Source organism: Methylobacterium gossipiicola, assembly GCF_900113485.1.
Lineage (GTDB): Bacteria > Pseudomonadota > Alphaproteobacteria > Rhizobiales > Beijerinckiaceae > Methylobacterium > Methylobacterium gossipiicola.
In genome coordinates, this window is record NZ_FOPM01000029.1 from 1 (window position 1) to 22,981 (window position 22,981).

The following is a 22,981-nucleotide window of genomic DNA, read 5'->3' on the forward strand; positions in this document are numbered from 1 at the left end:
CCCTGTCAACCCAGACAATCCAGCGAACCGGACCGCCCAACCAGACAAGACAGCATCCAAGAGACAAAAACAGCGGACCATCCAGCCAAGGCCGGATCATCCATCCGCAACATCTCCGAGATGACCGGCCAACCCGCCCCGCCAGTCCCGAAAGACCCGCTGGCCGCCGCCGATGAACAGGCTTCTAGAGACCCAATCCCCGCCCGTCAACGCACAAATGACGGGTGGGCGAAATTTTTGCGACGGCGCCTTCAGGCGTTGTGGTGGGGCGTCCGACGCGTAGCGAACGGCCCTTTTTGGGTCGGCGGGCATTCGACCATGAGGTTCGGTGTCCTCCGACACCCGCCCTCCCCTGTTCCGGGGCCCCGGCCAATCCCGTGCTGGCGTGAGGGGCGCTTTCCCTCAGCGCCCTCCCGTTAGGAGGGGCGCGGACCGCAGGTGTCTCGGCACGGCGCCGTTCCCCCGAGACGTCTGGCGATCCAGGGGCGCATGGGCAGGAACAGCCGATAGGCGCCTTCCGCCAGCCAGGGCAGGCCGGGGATGTGGCGCAGCCACGCCAGGCGATGCCATCCGGGCAAGTGTGCCCATAGGGTGAAGAAGCCGTCGGCGCCGGATTTGAGGTGCCCTTGGGCGTCGCGGACATGGAACCGGGCGCGCGCGACCGTGCGGCTGAGGCCCCCGAGGTCGTCCGGATCGTCGCGGCTCACATCCACCCAGGCGAGGGCTGCGGCGCCACGATTCCGGCGGTAGGCGCGAATCTCGGCCGCGCAGAGCGGGCAGGCCCCATCGTAGTAGACGGTGAGTGGTGGCGCGGTGTCCATCCGGGGAACATAGGGCAGCGCAAACGAAAATCGGCCGCGACGGGCGTCGCGGCCGTTGGATCTTTTACAAAAGAGTACGGCTCAATCGGCCGAGCGGATCTTCAGGGCTTCGCGGCCGGCGTAGCGGGCTTGCGAGCCGAGGCCCTCCTCGATGCGGATGAGCTGATTGTACTTCGCCAATCTGTCGGAGCGGGCGAGCGAGCCGGTCTTGATCTGTCCGCAGTTGGTCGCGACGGCGAGATCCGCGATGGTGGAATCCTCCGTCTCGCCGGAGCGGTGGGACATCACCGCCGTGTATCCGGCACGCTGGGCCATATCGACGGCGGCGAGGGTCTCCGTGAGCGAGCCGATCTGGTTCACCTTCACGAGGATCGAGTTCGCCGTGCCTTCGGCAATGCCGCGCGACAGGCGCGTGACGTTGGTGACGAACAGGTCGTCGCCGACGAGCTGGCAGCGGTCGCCAACCCGGTCGGTGAGAAGCTTCCAGCCGGCCCAGTCATCCTCCGCCATGCCGTCCTCGATGGATAGGATCGGGTAACTGTCGACGAGCTTGGCGAGGTAGCTGACCTGAGCCTCGATGTCGCGGGTCTGACCCTCGCCCTCGTAACGGTAGGCGCCCTCCCTGAAGAACTCGGTGGCGGCGCAGTCCAGGGCCAGCACCATGTCGGTGCCCGGCTTGAAGCCGGCGGCCTGGATCGACTGCATCACGAAATCGAGGGCGGCCTCGGCCGAGGGAAGATTGGGGGCGAAACCGCCCTCGTCGCCCACGTTGGTGTTGTGGCCGGCCTTCTTCAGGGCGCTCTTGAGGGTGTGGAACACCTCGGCGCCCATGCGCACGGCCTCAGCGAGCGAGGACGCGCCCACCGGCATGATCATGAATTCCTGGAAATCGATGGGGTTGTCGGCGTGCGCCCCGCCATTGATGATGTTCATCATCGGCACGGGCAGGACCCGGCCCTGCGTGCCGCCGATATAGCGGTAGAGCGGCAGGCCTGCGGTCTCGGCGGCGGCCTTCGCCACGGCCAGCGAAACGCCCAGGATGGCGTTGGCGCCGAGACGGGCCTTGTTCGGAGTGCCGTCGAGCTCGATCATCGCCTCGTCGATGGCGATCTGGTCCTCGGCGTCCATGCCCCCGATGGCATCGAGGATATCGGACTGCACGGCGTTCACCGCCTTGCGCACGCCCTTGCCGCCGAACCGGCCCTTGTCACCGTCGCGCAGCTCGACCGCCTCGTGGGCGCCGGTGGAGGCGCCTGACGGGACGGCGGCGCGGCCGAAGGAGCCGTCCTCGAGCAGAACATCGACCTCGATGGTCGGGTTGCCCCGGCTGTCGAGGATCTCGCGGGCGGCGATATTGGTGATCGCGGTCATGCAGGAGCCTTCTTCGGACGTTGCGATCGACGACGGACCCGTTCCGGGCCGGCCCCTCGCCTACACCATCGGCGTGGGCGGGGAGATCGTGATTCTACCGAGGCTTATCCGTCAACGCCGCGCATCGGGCAAGCGCCCGCCGGCTTGGATTGCCGATGCGCGCCCGAAGAATGTTCTCCCGTCTGTCAACAAAAACTTGACGTCGTGGCGTGGCGTCGGGGCTCGGCGGCGACCTAGCGGATGCGTCTCACCGCGTCGCGCGGTATAGGGGGCCGATGACACAGCCCCCCTTGAACCCCGAAACGCTTCAACTCGGGCAGGCCACGCCCCTGCCCGCCTCCCCAGAGGAAGCTCGCCTCGACCGGGTGCCAAATCCGCATCCCGGCACGGATTATCTCGCCCGTTTCACGGTGCCGGAATTCACATCGCTCTGTCCCGTCACGGGCCAGCCGGACTTCGCCATCCTGGTAATCGACTACGTGCCGGATCAGTGGCTCGTGGAGTCGAAGTCGCTCAAGCTCTACCTCACGGCGTTCCGCAACCACGGCGCGTTCCACGAGGATTGCACCGTCGGCATCGGCCTGACGCTGAACCAGCTCTTGGCGCCGCGTTTCCTGCGCATTGGCGGCTACTGGTATCCGCGCGGCGGCATTCCCATCGACGTGTTCTGGCAGACGGGTGAACCGTTGAAATCGGTCTGGCTCCCCGAGCAGGGCGTTCCGCCTTACCGGGCCCGCTGAGGGGCAACTGCGCCTCGGCAAGAGATATGAAAAAGGGGCGGCCCATGAAGGCCGCCCCTTTTTCGTTCTCGAATCTCCAAGTCTCAGTAGCCGTATCCGTAGGCCGGGGCGCCGTAGCCATAGGCCGGTCCACCGTATCCGCCGCGGTAGTAGGAATCACGCGCGGCACCTGCCGCGATGGCACCGGCGGCAAGGCCCGCGATACCCAGGCCCACGGCCGCGCCGGTGCCAATTCCACGGCGTCCGCCACGATAGGCGTAGCCACGATGACCGTAACCACCATGGGCGTAGCCTCCGCGACCGTATCCATAGCCGTGGCCATGACCGGGGCGGGCTTCGGCGGCGGTTGCCGCGGCCAAGCCGCCGAGGGAAAGGGTCACGGCGGTGATCATTGCCAGCTTGCGCATGAGGCTCCTCAGAATGTTGCGTCTCTTAGAGAAAGCAACGGTCACGAGGACGAAAGGTTCCGTTCGAACAGGGGCGTGGGGGAAACGTTTCAAGCCTTCGATGACGCGTCCGTTGCCTTGGCGAGGCGGTCGAACGCCTGCAACTGTGCCAGAAGCGCGGGCATATCCTTCAGCGCCACCATGTTGGGACCGTCCGAGGGGGCGTGATCGGGGTCGGGATGGGTCTCGATGAACAGGCCGGCGACGCCCACGGCGACGGCGGCCCGGGCGAGGACCGAGACGAATTCGCGCTGACCGCCCGAGGTGGCCCCCTGCCCGCCCGGCTGCTGCACCGAATGGGTGGCGTCGAACACCACGGGCGCTCCTTGAGTGACCCGCGCCATGATCGGCAGGCTGCGCATGTCGGACACGAGGGTGTTGTAGCCGAACGAGGCGCCCCGTTCCGTCACGAGGACGTTGGGGTTGCCCGCCCCCGTCACCTTGGCGGAGACATGGGCCATGTCCCAGGGGGCGAGGAACTGGCCTTTCTTGACGTTGACCACCCGACCCGTGGCGGCGGCGGCGAGGAGCAGGTCGGTCTGCCGACACAGGAAGGCCGGGATCTGCAGGACGTCGATCACCTCCGCCGCGACGGCGCATTGCCCGGCCTCGTGCACGTCCGTGAGGACGGGCAGGCCGAACCGCTCCTTGATCTCGGCGAAGATCGGCAGGGCGCCCGTGAGCCCGAGGCCGCGTGCGGTGGTGCCCGAGGTGCGGTTGGCCTTGTCGAACGAGGCCTTGAACACGAGGCCGATGCCGAGGCGGTCGGTCATGGCTTTCAGGGCGTCGGCGATCTCGATCGCCTGGTCGCGGCTCTCGAGTTGGCACGGGCCGGCGATGAGCGCGAAAGGCAGGTGGTTGGCGAAGGCGACGGCCCCCGCCTGGACGACGGAGCCTGGAGTGGTGGGGGCGTTCTCTGACATGCCGAGCGGTCTAGCCCGCGCGGCGGCCCGCGAAAAGTCCGGAGCGGCGGCGCAGGATCTTGGAGATGGGCTTGGCAGCGGTCACGAGGCAGACCGTGAGGGATCCGGCGAGGCCGTCGTCGCGCGGTCCGGTCTCGCAGCGCAGATCCGCCCGTCCCGCGCGGCCCCGGCGCGGCGCCCCCGTCAGGAGGGATTCCTGGTGCAGGGTCAGGGCCAGGGTCTCGACGGCCTCGGCCTTCGCACCCGTCAGCGTTTCCGCCGCCTGCCCGACAAGGATGAAGAAGCGCCGCTCCGGCTCGCGGGACAGGGACCCGAACACCATCCGGCGGGGCGTCCGACAGGCCAGGCTCATCCGTTCGGCATCGGCGGCCCGAAACACTGCTCCCGATCCGGCGCGGCCGGCGAGGGATGCCCCGGTGGCGCGGATGATTCGGGCCGTCAGGGCATCGCAGGCATCGGCCGCCGAGGCGGGGCCAACGAAAATCGAGAACAAGACGCAGGCGACGGCGAGGCGAACGGTCATGGGGCACTCTTAAAGGGTGCCCGCCCGATCGCAACGCGCGCCGGCTTTCATCGTGCTGCGCCGGATGGGTCCGCTCGGCAAGCCGGATCGCCATGCAGACGCAGGACGCGCGCCAGATGCACGGCGTGCGGGCCGGCCTCGTCCTCCAGCACGCCCGTAAGGGCATCGACCGCGAGGGTTCCGGTGAAGCGGATCGGGTGACCGTCGGCCTCCGTCGCGAAGGCGACGCCCTTGGTGGCCGCGTCGAGGGCGATGGTGTCGATCCGGACGGGTTTCGCCAGCGTCGCCGCTTCGTACACGAGGGTGTCGCCCAGCGGCGACCGTCGCAGGGTGACGCGTCGGCCGGTGGCGTCCTCCGCCGTGGCGCACGGGCTGGCATAGACGTAGGTGCCTGAAATCCAGTTGGTCCGGGGCCAGGCGGGGTCCGGACAAAGCGCCGACAGGGCGGCGAGACTGAAGCTTCCCAGCGTGATTCGGCCCGACATGATCGCCCTCCGATGACCGACGCACCCTGGGGGGCGTCGGTTTCCGGTTTGCGTCGGGATTCGGCTACGCGGCGTTGCGTTCGCGCACCCGGCGCTCGGCTTCGACGGATGCAAGAAGGATGCACACGGCGATGCCCTCGGCGGCGGCGGTGACGTCCTTCAGGCTCGGATAGGACGGGGCGAGGCGCAGGACGCTGTCGCGCGGGTCGCGGCCGTAGGGCGATGTCGCGCCCGCCGGGGTCAGGGCGAGGCCGGCTTCCTTGGCCAGGCGCACCACTTCGGTCGCCGTGCCGTCGCGGGCCTCGACGGTGATGAAGTAGCCGCCGTCCGGCTTCGTCCACTTGGCCGCCCCGGTGCCCGCGAGGTGGCGGGACAGAGCCTCTTCCACGGCGGCGAATTTGGGGGCCAGCAGGGCGCGGTGCGCATCCATATGGGCGTCGAGGCCGGCGCCGTCGCGCAGGAAGCGCACGTGGCGCAACTGGTTCAGCTTGTCCGGCCCGATGGTGCGCTTCGAGGCGCGGGCGAGGTACCAACGCACGTTGTCGGGCGAGCTCGCGAAAAAGGCGAGGCCGGCGCCCGCAAGGGTGATCTTCGAGGTCGAGGCGAAGACGAAGGCCCGGTCGGGATTCCCGGCCTCGGCACAGAGGGTGAGGATGTTGGCGACGGCGACGCGTTCGGGGGTCAGGTGGTGCACCGCGTAGGCGTTGTCCCAGAACAGGCGGAAATCCGGGGCGGCGGTCTTCATGGCGGCGAGGCGCCGGACCGTCTCGTCGGAATAGGTCTCGCCCGAGGGGTTCGAGTATTTCGGCACGCACCATAGGCCGCGCACGGCCGGATCCGCCACGGCGGCCTCGACCACGTCCATATCGGGGCCGTGGCCCGTCATCGGCACGGGGATCATGCGGATGCCGTAGGCCTCGCACAGGGCAAAGTGGCGGTCGTAGCCCGGCACCGGACACAGGAAGGCGATATCGCTCTCCTTCGACCACGGCTTGGCCGAACCGGGCACGCCCGTGAGCAGCGCCCAGGCGATGCTGTCGTGCATCATCGCGAGGCTGGAATTGTCGCCGACCACGATCTGGTCGGCCGGTGCGTCGAGGAGGTGCGTGAACAGGGCGCGCACCTCGGCGATGCCCTGCTGGCCGCCGTAGTTGCGCGCGTCTTCGCCAGCCTGCGTGACATAGTCGCCGTTGCCGGCGAGCCCCAGCATGCCGGCGGCGAGGTCGAGCTGCTCGGGGGAGGGTTTGCCACGGGTCATGTCGAGCTTGAGACCCCGGGCCTTGAAGGCCTCGTAGGCATCACGGGCGCGGGCATGGAGGTCCGCGAGATCGGCGGCGCTCCGATCGGCGATGGTGGTCATGATGGGGTTCCGAATGGCTGGGCTGCAATCAAACGGAGCGCACCATGGCCTCTCGCATCGCCCGCGTCACCCCATCTTCGTCGCGGCCCTGAGTGCCCTGCCCTGCATGACGGGCGTCGTCGGTCCTTGAGCAAAAGGAAGCCGGCCACGGGGGCCGGCTTCAAGGTGAGGAGTCGGGGGAGGACGTGGCTGAGCGGGACGGACCCGCCCAGCCGAGAGCGTAAGGTCTTCGGCGTCAGCCGGCCTTGTTCAGGGCGACGGCGACGAAGCGAGTGACGCCCTTGGGGCTCTTGACGCGCATCAGCACCGCCTTGCGCCCGCTCGACTCGGCCGAGCGGATACGTTCGGCGACCTCGGAGGGCTTGGAGACGCTGGAGCCGGCGACATCGAGGATGATGTCGCCCTGCTCGATGCCCTTGGCGGCCGCCGGACCGTCGGGATCGACCTCCATCACCGCCACCCCCTCCTCGCCGGCACCGACCTCCGTGGCCGGGGCGAGGCTGAGGCCGAGGCGCGGCTGACCGTCCGAGGACATCCCGCCGCGATCGCTCGACGACTTCGGATCGTTCGGGAGGGCGCCGAGGATCACCGTCGCGGTGTCGGTCTTGCCGCCCCGGAGGTAGGCGAGATCGACCTTGGCCCCCGGCTTGAGGCCGGCGATCTTGCGTGACAGCTCCCGGGCGTCGTTGACGGCGCTGCCGTTGACCGTTTCGATCACGTCGCCGGACTTGAGGCCGGCTTTCGCCGCCGGGGTGCCGGGTTCGGCGTGATCGACGAGCGCACCCTTGGCCTTGTCGAGGCCGAGACCGTCGGCGATGTCCTTCGTCACCGGCTGCACCTGCACGCCGAGGTAGCCGCGGGCCACCTTGCCGTCGGCCCGGAGCTGATCGACCACCGCCTGCACGGTCTCGGCGGGAATGGCGAAGGCGAGGCCGACGCTGCCGCCCGAGGGCGACGCGATGGCGGTGTTCACGCCCACCACTTCGCCGCCGACGTTGAAGGTCGGGCCGCCGGAATTACCCTTGTTGATGGGGGCGTCGATCTGCAGGAAGTCGTCGTAGGGCCCGGCGCCGATGTCGCGGCCACGGGCCGAGACGATGCCGGCCGTGACGGTGCCGCCCAACCCGAACGGGTTGCCGATGGCTACCACCCAGTCACCGACGCGGGGCGCCGCCTTGCTGAGCGACACGTAGGGGAACGGGCCGCCATCGGTGATCTTCAGGAGGGCGAGATCGGTCTTGGGATCCTTGCCGATGATCTTGGCATCGAGGGTACGATTGTCATCGAGGGTCACCTGAACGGTTTTCGCCTTGTCGACCACGTGATTGTTGGTCACCACGTAGCCGTCCGCCGAGATGATGAAGCCCGAGCCCATGGCGCCGCGCGGGCCCTGGCGCTTCTGTCCGCCGAAGCCCGGGCCGCCGGGACCGCCCTGGCCGAAGCGCTTGAAGAACTCGCGCAGCTGCGGCGGCACGTTCTGCTGGCCCTGGCCGCCCGGACCGTCGTCGTCGTCCGACGACGCACTGTCGTCGAGCTTAACCTTCACGGCGACGACGCCGGGCTTCACCTTGTCGACGACGCTGGCGAAGGAGCCGGGCGGATGGTCGGGGGTCTCGATGGGGTTCTTCGACAGGGACTGCGCGAAGGCCGAGGTCGTGGGCTGGGTGAGAACGCCGGCGGCACCCGTCGTCACGAGGGCGGCCACGGCGACGGAGGCGAGGGCATTGCGGCGCAGGCGATGTGTCTGGACGGGCATCGAAGTCTCCGGATCGGGGGGCCGCCGAGCGGCGGGCCGTGATCCAGGGTTTAGGGCCGGCCGGGTGACCCCTCCGTGGCGGCCGGATTACGGTTTGGACAGGTTCGACGGTGGCGCTCGCGTCGCCAGCCCAGCCCGCCAACGGAGGTCCAGGAGGAGGCCGACGGGGTGAGTGTCGAGGGCAATCGTCACCGGCACGCCCGCCGCGTTGAGGAGCCGCGCCGCCCAGTGGTTGCAGACGTTGGCGTAGGAGAATCGCCCCTCGCCCTCGTAGAACAGGCTCGGTCCGTAGAGGCCGGGACCGCCCGCGACGGGCTGCCCGTCCGCGAGGCGGAAGCTCGCCTCCAGGCGCGCGAGGAGGCGGCTCAGCCCGGCAGACGAGACCGGCACGGTCACGATGTCGGAATGCGGGAAGCTCTCGCGCACGGTCCGCTCCAGGCCGACCACCTGCACCACGCCCGCCCGTCCGCCGGGGGTGAACAGGGCCTCGAGGGCGAGGCGGAGGTCGAACTCCGCGAGTGTCGGCGTCGCCCGGTAGAACCGGGCCTCGCCCCAGCCGAATTCGAGGTCGGGATAGGCCCGGAAGCGCAGGGCGATGGCGCGAAGCGCCGGACCCGCCCCCTCCCCCGTGAGGTCGCCACGCGCGATCACGAGGCCGGAATGCCAGCCGTGGCTGACGAGGTGAATCGTGTGTGTGTCGGACGCGGCCGGGGGGTACAGAGTGGGATCGCCGGGGCTCGCCGTCAGGAAGACGACGAGCCCCGATATCGCGAGGAGGCCGGCCAGGGCGAGGGCCAGCCGGCGCAGGATCACGCGGTCTCGTCGGTGAGACGGGTCAGCGCTTCCGTAATCTTCTCCAGGCGGGTCGCCTGCGCGGTGCGACGCTCGTGCTGCTCGTCCACGATCTCGTCGGGGGCGCGGGCCATGAAGTCGGCATTGGCGAGCTTGGCGTCGATCTTCTCGATCTCAGCCGCCGCCTTGGCGGCTTCCTTCTTCAGGCGCGAGACCTCGGCGCCGAGATCGACGATGCCCTCGAGCGGCAGGGCCGCTACGGAGCCGCGCACGAGGAGCTGCACGGCGTTCTTCGGGGCCGTGGCTTCGAAGCGGATCTCCGACAGGCGGGCGAGGCGCAGGAGAGTGTCGGTCCAGCGCGTAGCGCGGGCCTTCAGGGCCTCATCGGCGCCGATCACCACGAGGGAAATCTGGGCGCCGGCCGGCACGCTGGTCTCGGAGCGAGCCGAGCGGATCTCGGAGACGAGATCCACGAGCCAGCCGACTTCCGCCTCGGACTCGGCGTCGTTCAGGGCGCCGAGTTCCGGCCAGGGGGCGAGGGCGAGGAGCCCGCGATCCGGTACGCCCGCGCCCTTGATCGCCCAGAGTTCCTCCGTGAGGAACGGCATGAACGGATGCAGGAGCTTGGCGATCTGATCGATGAGGAAGGCGACGGTGCCCTGCGTCTCGGCCTTCGAGGCGGCGTCGACCTCCTCCCCCTGCAGGACGGGTTTCGCCAGCTCGACGTACCAGTCGCAGAAGATGTTCCAGACGAAGCGGTAGGCCGCCGCCGCGGCATCGTTGAAGCGATAGGCGTCGAGGGCCTGCGTGACCTCGGCGACGGCGCGGGCGGCCTCGCCCAAGGCCCAGCGGTTGAGGGGATCGCGGGCGGCTTCGGGGCGGTAATCGGCCCGCAGGGTGCAGCCATTGATCTCGGCGAAGCGGGAGGCGTTCCAGAGCTTCGTCGCGAAGTTGCGGTAGCCCTCGACCCGGTTCACCGCGAGCTTGATGTCGCGCCCCTGCGCCGCCATGGCCGCGAGGGTGAAGCGCAGGGCATCGGCGCCGTACTGGTCGATGAGCCCGAGCGGATCGACGACGTTGCCCTTCGACTTCGACATCTTGGCGCCGGCCGCATCGCGCACCAGGGTGTGCAGGTAGACGGTGGAGAACGGCACCCGGTCGGTGACGTGCAGCCCGAGCATCATCATCCGGGCGACCCAGAAGAAGATGATGTCCTTGCCCGTCACCAGGGTGTCGGTGGGATAGTGGCGCGCGAGTTCGGGCGTGGCGTCGGGCCAGCCGAGCGTCGAGAACGGCCACAGGGCGGAGGAGAACCAGGTATCGAGGACGTCTTCGTCCCGGCGCAGGGCGATCGGACGGCCATGCTGGGCATCCGCCTGGGCTTGCGCCTCCGCCTCGCTCGCCGCCACGAAGACGCCGCCGGTCTCGTCGTACCAGACCGGGATCTGGTGGCCCCACCAGAGCTGGCGCGAGATGCACCACGGCTCGATGTTCTCCAGCCACTGGAAGAACGTTTTTTCGTAGTTGTCCGGCACGAACTTGGTCTGACCGTCGCGCACGGCCTGAAGGGCGCGCTCGGCGAGTGGCTTCACGTTCACGTACCACTGGTCGGTGAGATACGGCTCGATGACCACGTTGGAGCGGTCGCCATGCGGCACCGCATGGGTGTTGGCCTCGACGAGGCGCAGGCGCTCGCGCGCCTCCATGAGGGCGACGACCTGCTTGCGCGCGGCGAACCGGTCGAGGCCGTGGAGCGCCATGGCCTCCGGCTCCGGGGCGGCGTCGGCCAGGAAGGCGGCGTTGCCCGCGAGGCTGATGCGGGCTTCGGCGTCCAGGATGTTGATGGGCGTGCAGCCGGCGCGGCGGCCGACCTCGAAATCGTTGAAGTCGTGCGCCGGGGTGATCTTGACGGCACCCGTGCCCTTCTCCGGGTCGGAATAGGTGTCGGCCACGATGGGGATGAGGCGTCCGACCAGGGGCAGGCGAACGCGCTTGCCGACGAGGTGGGTGTAGCGCTCATCGTCCGGATGGACCGCCACGGCGGTGTCGCCCAGCATGGTCTCGGGGCGGGTCGTCGCCACGGTGATGACCGCGCCGGTCTCGGCGCCGGCCTCGTCCACGATGGGATAGTCGAAGTGCCAGAGATGGCCCTTGACCTCGACCTGCAGCACTTCGAGGTCGGAGATCGCCGTCTGGAACTTCGGGTCCCAGTTCACGAGGCGCTTGTCGCGGTAGATCAGCCCCTGGGCATGGAGATCCACGAAGGTCTTGGTGACGGCCCGGACCATCTGGTCGTCCGGTGAGCCGTCGAGGCCCATGGTGAAGCGCTCGCGCGACCAGTCGCAGGAGGCGCCCAGGCGTTTGAGCTGGTTGACGATGGCGCCACCCGATTCGGCCTTCCAGGCCCAGACCTTCTCGACGAAGGCGGCGCGGCCGATCTCGCGCCGGCCCGGCTCCTTGGCTTCGGCGAGGCGTCGCTCCACCACCATCTGGGTGGCGATGCCGGCGTGGTCGGTGCCGGGCTGCCACAGGACGTCGCGGCCGCGCATGCGCTCGAACCGGGCGAGAATGTCCTGCAGGGTGTTGTTGAGGGCGTGGCCCATGTGAAGGCTGCCGGTGACGTTCGGCGGCGGGATCACGATGGTGAAGGGCTTGGCGTCCGCCCGGTCCGGCCGGCCCGCCTTGAACGCGTCACCCGCCTCCCAGGCGTCGGCGATGCGCGCCTCGACGGCGGCGGGGTCGAAGGTCTTGTCCATCATGGGCGGGGTCGGGCCAATTCGAGCGAGACGGGATGTCGTGGCTCTCACGGAACGGTCCCGGTCCGGTCGGCTCCGCTGGAGAGGCGACGGGTCCGGATGTTTCGTGAGGCACGCTCAGCGGGTTGGCCCGCTTTCAACCCGTCCGGCCCGCCGCGTCAACACGAAGCGGCGATTCGTCCGTCCCTTCGGCCGTCAGCGGCCGCGGGACACCCGCTCGATTTCAGCCCGGACGAGGCGTTCGACCAGGGAGGGAAGCTGCTCGTCGAGCCAGCCCTTCAGCATCGGCCGGAGCATGTCCTGCACGAGGTCTTCGAGGGTGCGGGCGTTGTTCGACAGCACCGTGCTGGCCAGCATGTTGAAGGCTTGGCCCACGCTGGCATCCGTCACCGGCGAGGTGAGGCGCGCGGTCGGCTCGACGGGGGCGGCCGGGGCGGCGGCCCGGGGCGGCTCGGGCGCGAAGACCGGCTCCGGTTCCGGCTCGGGCTCCGGCTCGTCGTCGAACGCGATGGCGTCGAAGTCGAGCGTGTCGTTGGTGAAGTGGACTTCGGGTTCCGGTACGGGAACGAGCGCCGGTTTACGCACGGGCTGGGCTACCTCTGCGAGATCGAGAATGTCATCGTTTTCCGCGGGCGGGAGCTTGGCGTTAACCGGCTCTGCGACATCGGTCTTGGTGCTCTGATCGTCGGCGATGATGCGACGGATCGAAGCGAGAATCTCCTCCATGGAGGGATCCGGAGCCTTGTCGGGCATCTTGGGGCTAGCTGCACTCATCCGAAAGACGCTCGGCTGTAGGAAGACGGAAAGAGGCTCGTCATCAAGGTAACGAACCTCGATGCGGGCCAGTATTTCACGCTCCCATTCCGAGACAAGTGCTCGGCGAAGCCGCGGGCGGGAAAAGAAGCGCTTTCGTCATCAGCCCCGCGCGGTGTGGCCGGAGAGTGACCCTCCGGACGGGGCGCACGCGCGCTCGGCCGGCGCGACGTTTCCTGAATCCGGATGTCCCCGTTCGGGACTCCGGATGGATCAAGTTTCGCCGAGGCGGATGCCGAATCGGCGAAATCGCACGCCCTATCGGCCGTCCGGGGTCCGCACGCCGAACCAGAGGTCCTTGACCTGATCGAAATGCTCCTTGGGACTGTAGGCCGTCACGGGCAGCGCGGTGAAGCGCACGGTGAGTCGGCCGACGGTCTGCACCACGCCGTAGGAGTTCACGACGCGGTCGCGCTGGGCCAGGATGAGGTTGACGCGGGAGTTCAGCAGTTCCTGCTGCGCGTTCAGCACGTCGAGGGTGGTGCGCTGGCCGACGCGGGCCTCTTCGCGCACGCCGTTGAGGGCGACCTCGTTAGCCTGCACCTGGGCCTGTGAGGCGATGACCTGCGCCTTCGAGGCTTCGAGCCGGCCCCAGGCGGTGACGATGGCCGACCGGATCTGGTCGCGGACGTCCTCGACCTCGATACGGCGCTGGCCCACGAGTTCCTTGGCCTGCCGAATCTGCGAATAGGTCAGACCGCCCTCGTAGAGGGGAACGGAAATGCGGCCGACGATCTGGGCGTTGAGGCTGCGGTCGCCGGGAAACTGGGTGTCGAAGCGCTGCTGGACCGTGCCCGAGATGCCGGCCGTGGGATAGAGTTGGCCTTCCAAGACCTTCACGCTGGCCTCGGCGACATCCACCGCATGCATCGCCGCCAGGATCTGCGGATGCTCGCGCAAGCCGATGGTCACCGCTGCGTCGAGGCTCGGCGGGACGTAGCGGTCGAGCGGGCGGCCGGGGGCGAGTTGGCGCGGCTCGACGCCGATGAAGCGGCGATAGGTGCCGATGCTGGCGCGCAGGGTCGCCTCGGCGCCGCTCACCTCCGAGCGGGCGCCAGCGAGGCGCGCCTCGGCCTGGGCGACGTCGGTGCGGGTGACCTCGCCGACGTTGAAGCGGTCGCGGGTCTGGCGCAATTGCTCTTCCAGCACCTCGACGTTGTTGCGGCGCAGTTCCAGGTTCGCCGTGTCGCTCAGCACGAACATGTAGGCCTGCGCCGCGCTGAACAGGGTGTTCATCTCGACGGCGCGCAGGGATTCGCGCGTGCTGAGCACGTTCGATTCCGCCCGGCGGGTCTGGTTGTCCGTCTGAAAGCCGTTGAACAGGGTCTGGTTGACGGTGAGCGACGCACCGCCCGGCCGCGTGACGTTGTCGAGGTTGAAGCCCTGGATCCGGCCTTCGTTGCGCGCGAGGCCGATATCGGCGGAGCCGCTCACCGTGGGCCGATAGCCGGATTTCGCCTGGGCGACGTTCTCGTCGACGCCGCGCAGGGCGGCCCGGTTCGAGTTCAGGGTTGGATTCGCCGCGTAGGCGCGCGCCAGGGCGCTTTCCAGCGTCTCGGCCCTGGCCTGCTGCGCGACGGCCAAAGTCAGGGCGACGATGCCGATGCACCGAAGCCCATGGCGCATCGCTGGAGTCCGTTCTTTCACGTTCATCAGCCCTTGCGGTTTTACGATGAACCGGTCGGCCGCTGTCTCGCGGCTCCGCGCCTTCGCGCAATCCGGGTTGCCCGCCCGGGGGCCAGTCTAGCCGAACTGGGCAGGTCGAGCACCGGGGCGCGGGCCGCCCGGGTGTCGAATGAAAAACGGTGCCGCATAAAAGCGACAGTGCCCCGCCTTGAGCCGGCCCTCGGAACTCGCCTTCAGAAGGCGAATCCCCGCTCCGTCGCGAAGGCACTGAGGGCCGGAAGGGCGGCGTCGAAGAGCGGGCGAGCCCCGAAGGCGTCGCCCGTCCGCACGAACAGGGTCGCCTTGGCGGCCCGGGCCGGCCCGAGGACGCAGACGAGGCGCCCCCCTTCCTTCAGCTGTTCGAGGAGGCCCTGGGGCCGCACTTCGACCCGTCCGTTGACGAGGATTCCGTCATAGGGCGCATGCGCCGGGGCGCCCCCATCGAGGGCGGCTTCGACGACCGCGGCGAGGGAGGGGCCTTCGAGGCGCTCGCGGGCTTCGGCCGCCAGGGCGGCCGAGGATTCCACGGCGACGACCTCGGCCCCGAGGTGCCGCAGGATGGCGGCGGCGTAGCCGTAGCCCGTGCCGACATCGAGGGCCTTGTCGCCGGCCTTGAGATCCAGGGCCTGGATCATCCGGGCGAGGAGCATCGGGGCCGGCATGGCGCGGGTATCGCCGCCGCCGTCGAGGCTCAGGGTCTGGTCGATGTAAGCGAAGTCCTCGCGGCCGGGCGGGACGAACCGCTCGCGGGCCACATCCCCGAAGGCGTCGAGGACGGCGACGCTGTTCACGTCGAAGGTCCGCAACTGACAATCGACCATGAGGCGGCGCGCCTGCGCGTAATCGAGCATGGATGCGGTCTCTTCCTTCGACGGCGTGTTCACGTGGTCCTCGACGGCGCCTCCTGACGGAGGGCCGTTCGGCCGCGCTTGACGTCGGCGGGTTGTCGGGGATGGACGCGGAAAACGCAAGGTTTCGGAGCGATGCTTCACACTTGGCCGCTCGTCACGAGAAGACCGGGGACAGCGACGCCGCTCAGAGAGATGAGTTGAGAATTGGAGGCCTCGGAGGGAATCGAACCCCCGTGCAAGGATTTGCAGTCCTCTGCGTAACCACTCCGCCACGAGGCCTTCCCGTCCTGCCCCGACGAGGCGGGGCGGCGACCCAGGACAGGCGGTCCGTCCGGGGTGAGGGGTCTCTAGCAGAGGGTTGGGCCGATCGGCAACGGTGTTTTGCCGGCCAAGGCGTGAGAAGTGCTCGGCCGCCCCCGCTGTGACGACTTCGGCCTCCTTCGCCGAGGAAATGCGACGGATTTGTCAAACGCCGGCCTTGGGGGCCTTGCGTCCGGCGGCGGCCCTGTGTAGAGACCCGATCGCGGTCCCCGATAGCTCAGTTGGTAGAGCAAGCGACTGTTAATCGCTTTGTCGCAGGTTCGAGTCCTGCTCGGGGAGCCAAATTCTTTCTGGTCTTAGGCTTTGCTTCAGGGCATTGTTTGAGGTCTTGGTTCGGTGGAACCAGGTTGTTGTCCTGGATGATGTTTCATCCAGGTGATCGAGTCGGCTTTTTGCCGCGCCGGACTGGTGTGTCGAGAGGTCAGACGGTGATCCCCGATAGCTCAGTTGGTAGAGCAAGCGACTGTTAATCGCTTTGTCGCAGGTTCGAGTCCTGCTCGGGGAGCCAACATTTCGGTTTAATCGATGTTCCGTGTGCCACGCTCGGCGTGCATGCGACGTGGTCGGTTCCTGATTTACCCCCTGCCCTCCCGGCGACCGGTCGGTACCCTTCGGTTTCCATCCGGGCGAGCGCGCGATCCGCGCACGGGCCGAATCCGGGGCGGGTGATCCCGTTTCCGCTCGTCCGACCCAGGGGCCCTCTCCAAGGCGCCGCGTGGCACCCGAGGGCAACCGAACTCCGCCATTCCGAGGAATCAGGCGGCGTTCGCGTGATGTCTGCTCGCGGGACCACGAAAAACGCCGCAGACCCGGGGGCCTGCGGCGTCGTTAGGTCGAGAATCGACGGACGGGGCCGTTCAGCGGTCGCCGACTCCGGAGAGCAGCTTCTCGATCTGCTCCATGCCGTTGCCATAGGCCTTCGCCTCGGTGGGCAGGCTGCGGTCGGACCGCTGCACCAGCTTGCCGTTCTTACGAATGGCCCACTGGTAGGGCGCGCCTTCTGCCTTCGGCGGCACGATCTCGAGGGTGTACGGATGGGTGTTGACGGTTGTTTCGCTCATTCGGGTAGTATGCCACGGGCCGGCTTCCGTTGCCAGACGGCAAACCTTCAGAAATCGATAAAGACCTCCGCGGTCCCTTTTCTCTGAGTTGAGCAGGTGCCGACCCCATCGGGATTGCGCGCGGCAGAGGGTTTCACCGGCTCGACGTCGGGCGATTCTTAGGGAGGCGAAGCCGGTTCATGTCTCGGTCCCCGCTTCTTCCGCGGGATCGGACGTGTCGGCGGGCGACGTTCCGGCCAGCGCCCGCTCTCGCCAGGCGTCGCGCTCGGCGAGTGCCTGGGTCAGGGCGGCTTCTGCCTTGTCCGCCCGAGCCGTCTGCAACTTGGCCACCGCCTGGGCACGTTCACGCGCCCGGGTCTCGGCCGCCATCTGGACCTTGAGGTCCCTCGGCGTTCCCATGGTTCCTCCTGTCACGGCGCCGGCGCGCGGAGCCGGCGCCGCATATCCCTACTGGGCGACTTCGTTGCCGGCGTAGTTGATGGCGCCGTCCGCGCCCTTCTTCCAGATGTACATGACGTAGTCCGGACGGGTGATGTCGCCCTTCTTGTCGTACGAGATGTCCCCGATCACCGTGTCGAAGGGCTTGCCCTGGTGCAGCACGGCCGCGACCTTCTGGCCGTCGGAGGATTTCGCCGCCTCCATGGCCTGCTTCAGGATCTGGACGGCGGCGTAGGAGTAGAGGGTGTAGCCTTCGGGGTCGAAGTTCGCCGCCTTGAAGGCGTCCACGGTGGCCTTGGATTTCGGGTTCTTGCGGGCGTCGGGCGAGAACGTCATGAGGGTGCCGTCCGAGCCGGGGCCCGCGACCTGCGCGAACTCGCGGTCGGCGATGCCGTCGCCGCCCATGAGGGGGGCCTTGAGGCCCTGGTCGCGCATCTGGCGGATGAGCAGGCCGGCTTCCGTGTAGACGCCGCCGAAATAGACCACGTCGACGCCCGCCTGCTTCAGCTTCGACACCAGGGAGGAGAAGTCCTTCTCGCCCGGGTTGATGCCTTCGAAGATCGTGCTGGTGCCGCCCTTGGCTTTGAGCGCCTTCAGGGTCTCGTCGGCCAGCCCTCGTCCGTACGGGGTCTTGTCGTGCACGAAGGCGATCTTTTTGCCCTTGAACTTGTCGGCGAGGTAGGCACCCGCCACGGCGCCCTGCTGGTCGTCGCGGCCGCAGGTGCGGAACGTGTTCCAGTTGCCGCGCTCGGTGTACTTGATCGCCGTCGAGGCGGGGCTGATCTCGATGATGCCGGCTTCCTGAAGCACGTCGGAGACCGGGATCGAGACGCCGGAATTGAAGGCGCCGACCACGGCCTTCACGCCGTCGGACGCGAACTTGTTGGCGACCGACACGCCCTGCTTCGGGTCGGAGGCGTCGTCGCCCACCGTCATCACGAGCTTCTCGCCGTTGACGCCGCCGGCCTTGTTGATGTCGGCGATGGCTTGGCTCGCGCCGGTCTTGATCTGCGCGCCGAAGGCGGCGTTCGGCCCGGTGACGGGCACGACGACGCCGATCTTGATCTCCGCCCGGGCCGCCGTGGCCGCGAGTATCAGGCTCAAGGCGACGCCGGCCGACAACACTGACTTCATGCTGGTTTCCCCTCTGGAAGCATCGGGCCGCCCGGCGCACCGGGACGGCGGACGCGCGTGAAACGTTAGGGCGTGGCCCGCCGGTCCCGCCAGGTCAGCGGGCCGGTGCGCTCGTAGAGCCAGGCATATTGCCGGGTCATCTGGCCGGTGCGGGTGTAGCGATAGGCGAAGGCACCGACCGCGAGGACGAACGCCGCGTCCACGAGATAGGCCGGTCCGGACAGGAGCGTCCCCTCGAACAGGGCGTAATGCAGGAAGCGCGTCACGGCGGCGATGAGGAGCAGAGCCAGGGCGCAGTGCCAGAACGGACGCCAGCCGCGCGCGAGGCCGCTGCCGGTCATCCAGGCGGCCGAGCCGCCCATGGCCACGGTGACGAGGAGGAAGACTCCGATGGCGGGCCCGTCGAGCGCGAAGGATTCCGGCATCAATGCTGTCCCCCTTCGAGGTAGGCGGCCTTCACCTGCGGATCGTCGAGCAGCGCCTGGCCCGTCCCGCTCATGGTGACGGCGCCCGTGACCATGACGTAGCCGCGATGCGCGAGCTTGAGGGCATGGTAGGCGTTCTGCTCGACGATGAACACGGTGAGCCCCTCCGTGCGGTTCAGCTCGCGCACGGTGGAGAAGATCTGCTTCACCACCAGGGGGGCGAGGCCCAGCGACGGCTCATCGAGCATCAGCAGGCGCGGCCGGCTCATGAGGGCTCGGGCGATGGCGAGCATCTGCTGCTCGCCGCCCGACATGGTGCCGCCGCGCTGGTCGATCCGCTCGCGCAGACGCGGGAACAGGGTGCACATCCGCTCGAGATCCTCGGCGAAATGTTTCCCGCCGTTGACGGCGGCACCCATCTGCAGGTTCTCGCGCACCGTCATGCGCGAGAAGATGCGGCGGCCCTCCGGCGACTGGGCGAGGTTGAGCCGCGCGATCTCGTGGGTCGGCAGCCGCGTGATGTCCTGGCCCGCGAAGGTGATGGTGCCCTCGCGGGCCTGGGGCTGGCCGAAGATCGTCATCATCAGGGTGGACTTGCCGGCGCCGTTGGCGCCGATGAGGGCCACGATCTCGCCCTCGTTCACCTCGACGTCGACGTTCTTGAGGGCGCGGATGCTGCCGTAATAGGCCGAGACGCCGCGCACGCTGAGGAGCGGCGCCTTGGCGGCCTCCATCCGGGCGCGGGTCTCGTCCACCAGCACGTTGATGCCCGCGACGCTCATGCGTGGGTTCCCGCAAGGCCGACTTCCGCTTCGACGGCCGCGACCTCCTCGTCATCGACACCGAGATAGGCGGCGATGACGCGGGTGTCGGTGCGGATCTCGTCGGGCGTGCCGTCGGCGATCTTGATGCCGTAATCGAGCACCACGATCCGGTCGGAGATCTGCATCACCACGGACATGTCGTGTTCGATGAGGAGGACGGAGGTGCCGAACTCGTCGCGGATGAGGCGCAGGAGGGTGTTGAGATCGGCCGATTCGCGCGGATTGAGGCCGGCGGCCGGTTCGTCGAGGCAGAGCAGCACGGGATCCGTGCACATGGCCCGGGCGATCTCCAGGCGGCGCTGGTCGCCGTAGGGCAGGTCGCCCGCTGGCTCGTCGGCCCGGTGGGTGAGGCCGATGCGCTCGATCCAGGCAGCGGCCTTGGCGATGGCCTCGTCCTGCGCCCGGCGATAGCCGGGCAGGCCGAGGATGCCCGCGAGGCTAAAAGCCGAGGCCCGCATCAAGGGCTTGTGCATGGCGACCAGCAGGTTCTCCAGCACCGTCATCTGCGGAAACAGGCGGATGTTCTGGAAGGTGCGGGCGACGCGGGCGAGGCGATTGACGTCGTGGCCGGGCAGCCGTTCCAGGAGGTAGGTTTCGCCGCTCTCCTGGCGGAGTTGGATCATGCCCTCGGTGGGTTTGTAGAAGCCCGTGATGCAGTTGAAGACCGTGGTCTTGCCCGCGCCATTGGGGCCGATGAGGGCGGTGATGTCGCCGCGCCCGACCTTGAACGAGACGTCGCCGACGGCGGTGAGGCCGCCGAACCGCATGGTGAGGTGGTCGACGACGAGGATCGGGTCGGCCGGGCCGCGGCGAGCCTGACTCATCGGGCGCGTGCTCCGAGGCGGACGGACGGGGTGCGTTCGGAAATGAGTCCGCGCGGGCGCCAGACCATCATCGCCACCATGGCGAGGCCGAACAGCAGCAGGCGGTACTCGTTGGGATCGAAGCCCTCGCCGAACACCGCCTTGAGGAAGCCGAGGTTGCGCAGCAATTCCGGCGCGCCCACCATGGCGATGGCCGCGATCGCGACGCCGAGCTGGCTGCCCATGCCGCCGAGCACCACGATGGCCAGGATGATGGCGCTCTCGAGGAAGTTGAAGCTTTCCGGGCTCACGAAGCCCTGCCGCACGGCGAAGAACGAGCCGGCGAAGCCCGCAAACATGGCGCCCAGCGCGAAGGCCGTGAGCTTCGTCATGGTGGTGTCGATGCCGAGCGACCGGCAGGCGATCTCGTCCTCGCGCAGGGCCTCCCAGGCGCGGCCCAGCGGCAGGCGGCGCATGCGCAGGGTCACGAGATTGGTGATCAGCGCCAGCACCAGGATGAGGTAGTAGAGGAAGACCACCCGGTGCATCGGGTTGAAGGTGAGGCCGAAGAGATGGGCGAAACCGCCCTCCCCGGCCGTGAACGGGATGCCGAAGAAGCTCGCCCGGGGGATCGACGAGAGGCCACCGGAGCCGCCCGAGAAATCGACCCAGTTGATGAGGACGAGCCTGATGATCTCGCCGAAGGCCAGGGTCACGATGGCAAGGTAGTCGCCCCGCAGGCGCAGCACCGGAAAGCCCAGCAGCACGCCGAAGGCCGCCGCGAACAATCCTGCGAGCGGCAGGCACACCCAGAACGACAGGCCGAACACCGTCGACAGCAGGGCGTATGAATAGGCGCCGACCGCATAGAAGGCGACGTAGCCGAGGTCGAGCAAGCCTGCGAGGCCCACCACGATGTTGAGGCCCCAGCCGAGCATCACGTAGGTCAGGATGAGGATGCCGAGATCGATCCAGTAGCGCCCATCCGACAGGCTGCCGGTGCCGAGGGCCGCGAGCAGCGGCAGCGTGAGGGCGACGCCGAGGGTGAGGGGGCCGATGATCCGACCGGGCCGCGCGACGCGGGCGGAAGCCTTGGTTTCCGCCGTCGCCAGGGTGCGGACCTCGCGGCGGCGCGCGACTTCACCGAGGACGAGGCGCTGGGCGAGGCGCAGGACGAACACGGCGGCGCACAGGCCGGCGACGAGGCCCCAGCGGCCGGTGAGTTCGAGGCCGGTGCCCTGCCCGAGATCCGTGCGGTAGGCCACCACGGGAATGCTCAGGCCCAGGGTCACGAGGGCGAAGAGGGCCGCGTCCTTGATGATGTCGGGCAGGGCGGCCCCCGAGCGGCGCGCCACGGTCGGGGTCACCCGTCCGATCGTCGAAGCGTGTTGGGTCGAACCTTGCGCCACGCTAGACCTTCTCCACTTCGGGGCGTCCGAGGATGCCGGACGGCTTGAAGATGAGCACCACGATCAGGATCAGGAACGCGGCCACGTCCTTGTACTCGATTGAGAAGTAGGCCGACCAGAACGTCTCGATGAGGCCGATGATCAGGCCCCCGAGCACGGCCCCCGGCAGGGAGCCGATGCCGCCGAGCACCGCCGCCGTGAACGCCTTCACGCCCGGCACGAACCCGTCCGAGAACGAGACCACGCCGTAATACAGGAGGTAGAGGGTACCGGCGACGGCGGCGAGCGCGGCCCCGAGCACGAAGGTCAGGGAGATCGTGCGGTCGACGTTGATGCCCAGCAGCGCGGCCATGCGCCGGTCCTGCTCGCAGGCGCGCTGGGCCCGGCCGAACGGCGTGCGCTGCACGAGGTACCAGAAGCCGGCGAGGAGCAGCGCCGTCGTCGTCATGATGATCGCCTGCTTGTAGGACAGGGTCACGGTGTATTGCTCGTTCTGGTAGAGAACGATGACGTCGCGGACGAGCGGCGGCACCGGCTTGTTGCGCGCGCCCTGCACCACCTGCACGAAGTTCGACAGGAAGATCGACACGCCGATGGCCGAGATCAGGGGGGCCAGCCGGAACGAGCCCCGCAGGGGCCGGTAGGCCACGCGCTCGATGGCCCAGCCCCACAGGGCGGTGAGCACCATGGCGAGGATCAGCACAACGAGGAACACCAGGGCCACCGAAGTGAGGCCGAGCCACGTCGTGAGGATGAGAAAGAAGATCAGCGCGATGAAGGACGAGAGCATGAAGACGTCGCCATGGGCGAAGTTCACCATGCCGATGATGCCGAACACCATGGTGTAGCCCAGTGCGATCAGGCCGTAGATCGATCCGAGCGTCAGCCCGTTGATGAACTGCTGGGCGAAGAATTCCATGGGCGCCTTTCCGGAACCTGCCGCCCTCGTGGCGCCGACCGTCTTTTCAGCGGACTGCCTCGCGAAGGGCGTGCCAGCTTGGCATGGTCCGAATGCGGGGCAGCGGTCAATCCTCGTCACGCGACGTTCCCGGACGGTCGCCGCCGCCTGAAACGGAAACGGCCCGGCACAGGGTGCCAGACCGTAGTTCTTCGGCGTCGAGGGGGCCGTCGTTGTCGGTGTCCACCAACGTAATCACCCTGTTCGCGCCAGCGCCCCTTGCGGAGGCCGGCAGTCTCTCAGGCAATCGAGGTTGCCACATCGTCATGGGCGAACGGTCGCAGGGCTCTTTCGTGTCGCCGTGGA

At 68.4% G+C, this 22,981-nt stretch carries 22 protein-coding genes and 3 tRNA genes; 3 read left to right on the forward strand and 22 right to left on the reverse strand.

The window, feature by feature from the left end; genetic code table 11:
- Positions 1–416 precede the first annotated feature (416 nt).
- Together BM249_RS18490 and eno are read right to left on the reverse strand one after the other, a co-directional pair.
- Positions 417–821 carry a thiol-disulfide oxidoreductase DCC family protein gene (locus tag BM249_RS18490; RefSeq protein ID WP_091974787.1) on the reverse strand — a complete coding sequence of 135 codons (405 nt, stop codon included), beginning with the start codon at positions 819–821 and terminating at the stop codon, positions 417–419.
- A gap of 81 nt (positions 822–902) precedes the next feature.
- The gene (gene eno / locus BM249_RS18495) at positions 903–2,192 is read right to left on the reverse strand and encodes a phosphopyruvate hydratase (protein WP_091974789.1); all 1,290 of its coding nucleotides are present in this window, start codon (positions 2,190–2,192) and stop codon (positions 903–905) included.
- 275 nt (positions 2,193–2,467) lie between these two features.
- Between eno and queF the strand changes: the two genes are divergently transcribed.
- Entirely contained in the window at positions 2,468–2,932 is a 465-nt protein-coding gene (gene queF, locus BM249_RS18500) for a preQ(1) synthase (RefSeq protein ID WP_091974791.1), read from the forward strand.
- 83 nt (positions 2,933–3,015) lie between these two features.
- Here the strand turns inward: queF and BM249_RS18505 are convergent, their stop codons facing one another.
- The 12 genes from BM249_RS18505 to BM249_RS18560 all read right to left on the reverse strand — a co-directional run bounded on the left by BM249_RS18505 (position 3,016) and on the right by BM249_RS18560 (position 15,581).
- The gene (locus BM249_RS18505) at positions 3,016–3,339 is read right to left on the reverse strand and encodes a hypothetical protein (protein WP_091974793.1); all 324 of its coding nucleotides are present in this window, start codon (positions 3,337–3,339) and stop codon (positions 3,016–3,018) included.
- A gap of 89 nt (positions 3,340–3,428) precedes the next feature.
- Entirely contained in the window at positions 3,429–4,301 is an 873-nt protein-coding gene (gene kdsA, locus BM249_RS18510) for a 3-deoxy-8-phosphooctulonate synthase (RefSeq protein WP_091974794.1), read from the reverse strand.
- A gap of 10 nt (positions 4,302–4,311) precedes the next feature.
- A complete protein-coding gene (locus BM249_RS18515; protein ID WP_091974796.1) occupies positions 4,312–4,824 on the reverse strand; it encodes a hypothetical protein in 513 nt (170 codons plus the stop codon).
- Between the two features lie 47 nt (positions 4,825–4,871).
- Entirely contained in the window at positions 4,872–5,309 is a 438-nt protein-coding gene (locus BM249_RS18520) for a hypothetical protein (RefSeq protein ID WP_091974798.1), read from the reverse strand.
- Between the two features lie 64 nt (positions 5,310–5,373).
- A complete protein-coding gene (locus BM249_RS18525) occupies positions 5,374–6,669 on the reverse strand; it encodes an aspartate aminotransferase type Ic (RefSeq protein ID WP_091974800.1) in 1,296 nt (431 codons plus the stop codon).
- A gap of 235 nt (positions 6,670–6,904) precedes the next feature.
- Complete coding sequence (locus tag BM249_RS18530) at positions 6,905–8,425, reverse strand: Do family serine endopeptidase (RefSeq protein WP_091974802.1); 1,521 nt, start codon at positions 8,423–8,425, stop codon at positions 6,905–6,907.
- Between the two features lie 87 nt (positions 8,426–8,512).
- Positions 8,513–9,238: a DUF2459 domain-containing protein gene (locus BM249_RS18535; RefSeq protein ID WP_091974805.1), complete on the reverse strand. Its 726-nt coding sequence runs from the start codon at positions 9,236–9,238 to the stop codon at positions 8,513–8,515.
- Entirely contained in the window at positions 9,235–11,976 is a 2,742-nt protein-coding gene (locus BM249_RS18540) for a valine--tRNA ligase (protein WP_091974807.1), read from the reverse strand. Before BM249_RS18540 ends, BM249_RS18535 begins: the two co-directional genes overlap by 4 nt.
- A 192-nt stretch (positions 11,977–12,168) precedes the next feature.
- Positions 12,169–12,747: a PopZ family protein gene (locus tag BM249_RS18545; protein WP_177232458.1), complete on the reverse strand. Its 579-nt coding sequence runs from the start codon at positions 12,745–12,747 to the stop codon at positions 12,169–12,171.
- A 297-nt stretch (positions 12,748–13,044) separates the two neighbouring features.
- Positions 13,045–14,412, reverse strand: a complete 1,368-nt coding sequence (locus BM249_RS18550) for a TolC family outer membrane protein (RefSeq protein ID WP_425284855.1) — start codon at positions 14,410–14,412, stop codon at positions 13,045–13,047.
- Positions 14,413–14,645: 233 nt separating this feature from the next.
- The gene (locus tag BM249_RS18555) at positions 14,646–15,302 is read right to left on the reverse strand and encodes a protein-L-isoaspartate O-methyltransferase family protein (protein WP_091974811.1); all 657 of its coding nucleotides are present in this window, start codon (positions 15,300–15,302) and stop codon (positions 14,646–14,648) included.
- Positions 15,303–15,507: 205 nt separating this feature from the next.
- Positions 15,508–15,581, reverse strand: a tRNA-Cys gene (locus tag BM249_RS18560).
- Positions 15,582–15,829: 248 nt separating this feature from the next.
- On the opposite strand from BM249_RS18560, the gene BM249_RS18565 reads away from it, so the two are divergent.
- Together BM249_RS18565 and BM249_RS18570 are read left to right on the forward strand one after the other, a co-directional pair.
- Positions 15,830–15,905, forward strand: a tRNA-Asn gene (locus BM249_RS18565).
- A gap of 150 nt (positions 15,906–16,055) precedes the next feature.
- Positions 16,056–16,131 (forward strand) — tRNA-Asn (locus BM249_RS18570).
- Between the two features lie 349 nt (positions 16,132–16,480).
- Here BM249_RS18570 and BM249_RS18575 read toward each other — a convergent pair.
- The 8 genes from BM249_RS18575 to BM249_RS18610 all read right to left on the reverse strand — a co-directional run bounded on the left by BM249_RS18575 (position 16,481) and on the right by BM249_RS18610 (position 22,636).
- Positions 16,481–16,684: a hypothetical protein gene (locus BM249_RS18575; RefSeq protein ID WP_091974812.1), complete on the reverse strand. Its 204-nt coding sequence runs from the start codon at positions 16,682–16,684 to the stop codon at positions 16,481–16,483.
- Positions 16,685–16,861: 177 nt separating this feature from the next.
- Positions 16,862–17,083 (reverse strand): hypothetical protein, encoded by a 222-nt coding sequence (locus tag BM249_RS18580; protein WP_091974814.1) that lies wholly within the window; start codon positions 17,081–17,083, stop codon positions 16,862–16,864.
- Positions 17,084–17,131: 48 nt separating this feature from the next.
- Positions 17,132–18,256 (reverse strand): branched-chain amino acid ABC transporter substrate-binding protein, encoded by a 1,125-nt coding sequence (locus BM249_RS18585; RefSeq protein ID WP_177232459.1) that lies wholly within the window; start codon positions 18,254–18,256, stop codon positions 17,132–17,134.
- Positions 18,257–18,321: 65 nt separating this feature from the next.
- Positions 18,322–18,681, reverse strand: coding sequence for a DUF6867 family protein (locus tag BM249_RS18590; protein WP_091974816.1), 360 nt, complete (start codon positions 18,679–18,681; stop codon positions 18,322–18,324).
- Complete coding sequence (locus BM249_RS18595) at positions 18,681–19,463, reverse strand: ABC transporter ATP-binding protein (RefSeq protein WP_091974818.1); 783 nt, start codon at positions 19,461–19,463, stop codon at positions 18,681–18,683. Before BM249_RS18595 ends, BM249_RS18590 begins: the two co-directional genes overlap by 1 nt.
- Complete coding sequence (locus tag BM249_RS18600) at positions 19,460–20,329, reverse strand: ABC transporter ATP-binding protein (protein WP_091974820.1); 870 nt, start codon at positions 20,327–20,329, stop codon at positions 19,460–19,462. The genes BM249_RS18595 and BM249_RS18600 overlap by 4 nt, the downstream gene beginning before the upstream one ends.
- Complete coding sequence (gene livM / locus BM249_RS18605) at positions 20,326–21,675, reverse strand: high-affinity branched-chain amino acid ABC transporter permease LivM (RefSeq protein ID WP_091974858.1); 1,350 nt, start codon at positions 21,673–21,675, stop codon at positions 20,326–20,328. The genes BM249_RS18600 and livM overlap by 4 nt, the downstream gene beginning before the upstream one ends.
- 43 nt (positions 21,676–21,718) lie before the next feature.
- Positions 21,719–22,636 (reverse strand): branched-chain amino acid ABC transporter permease, encoded by a 918-nt coding sequence (locus BM249_RS18610; RefSeq protein ID WP_091974822.1) that lies wholly within the window; start codon positions 22,634–22,636, stop codon positions 21,719–21,721.
- Positions 22,637–22,981 lie beyond the last annotated feature (345 nt).

Excerpts from the sequence above, each read along its gene's own strand:
- BM249_RS18550 (WP_425284855.1), bottom strand. The coding sequence starts at position 14,412 with ATGCGCCATGGGCTTCGGTGCATCGGCATCGTCGCCCTGACTTTGGCC.
- BM249_RS18555 (WP_091974811.1), bottom strand. The coding sequence starts at position 15,302 with ATGCTCGATTACGCGCAGGCGCGCCGCCTCATGGTCGATTGTCAGTTG.
- BM249_RS18530 (WP_091974802.1), bottom strand. The coding sequence starts at position 8,425 with ATGCCCGTCCAGACACATCGCCTGCGCCGCAATGCCCTCGCCTCCGTC.
- BM249_RS18585 (WP_177232459.1), bottom strand. The coding sequence starts at position 18,256 with ATGAAGTCAGTGTTGTCGGCCGGCGTCGCCTTGAGCCTGATACTCGCG.
- kdsA (WP_091974794.1), bottom strand. The coding sequence starts at position 4,301 with ATGTCAGAGAACGCCCCCACCACTCCAGGCTCCGTCGTCCAGGCGGGG.
- BM249_RS18600 (WP_091974820.1), bottom strand. The coding sequence starts at position 20,329 with ATGAGTCAGGCTCGCCGCGGCCCGGCCGACCCGATCCTCGTCGTCGAC.
- BM249_RS18595 (WP_091974818.1), bottom strand. The coding sequence starts at position 19,463 with ATGAGCGTCGCGGGCATCAACGTGCTGGTGGACGAGACCCGCGCCCGG.
- BM249_RS18590 (WP_091974816.1), bottom strand. The coding sequence starts at position 18,681 with ATGCCGGAATCCTTCGCGCTCGACGGGCCCGCCATCGGAGTCTTCCTC.
- BM249_RS18545 (WP_177232458.1), bottom strand. The coding sequence starts at position 12,747 with ATGAGTGCAGCTAGCCCCAAGATGCCCGACAAGGCTCCGGATCCCTCC.
- eno (WP_091974789.1), bottom strand. The coding sequence starts at position 2,192 with ATGACCGCGATCACCAATATCGCCGCCCGCGAGATCCTCGACAGCCGG.
- BM249_RS18490 (WP_091974787.1), bottom strand. The coding sequence starts at position 821 with ATGGACACCGCGCCACCACTCACCGTCTACTACGATGGGGCCTGCCCG.
- BM249_RS18525 (WP_091974800.1), bottom strand. The coding sequence starts at position 6,669 with ATGACCACCATCGCCGATCGGAGCGCCGCCGATCTCGCGGACCTCCAT.
- BM249_RS18505 (WP_091974793.1), bottom strand. The coding sequence starts at position 3,339 with ATGCGCAAGCTGGCAATGATCACCGCCGTGACCCTTTCCCTCGGCGGC.
- BM249_RS18540 (WP_091974807.1), bottom strand. The coding sequence starts at position 11,976 with ATGATGGACAAGACCTTCGACCCCGCCGCCGTCGAGGCGCGCATCGCC.
- BM249_RS18575 (WP_091974812.1), bottom strand. The coding sequence starts at position 16,684 with ATGAGCGAAACAACCGTCAACACCCATCCGTACACCCTCGAGATCGTG.
- BM249_RS18610 (WP_091974822.1), bottom strand. The coding sequence starts at position 22,636 with ATGGAATTCTTCGCCCAGCAGTTCATCAACGGGCTGACGCTCGGATCG.
- queF (WP_091974791.1), top strand. The coding sequence starts at position 2,468 with ATGACACAGCCCCCCTTGAACCCCGAAACGCTTCAACTCGGGCAGGCC.
- BM249_RS18580 (WP_091974814.1), bottom strand. The coding sequence starts at position 17,083 with ATGGGAACGCCGAGGGACCTCAAGGTCCAGATGGCGGCCGAGACCCGG.
- BM249_RS18515 (WP_091974796.1), bottom strand. The coding sequence starts at position 4,824 with ATGACCGTTCGCCTCGCCGTCGCCTGCGTCTTGTTCTCGATTTTCGTT.
- BM249_RS18520 (WP_091974798.1), bottom strand. The coding sequence starts at position 5,309 with ATGTCGGGCCGAATCACGCTGGGAAGCTTCAGTCTCGCCGCCCTGTCG.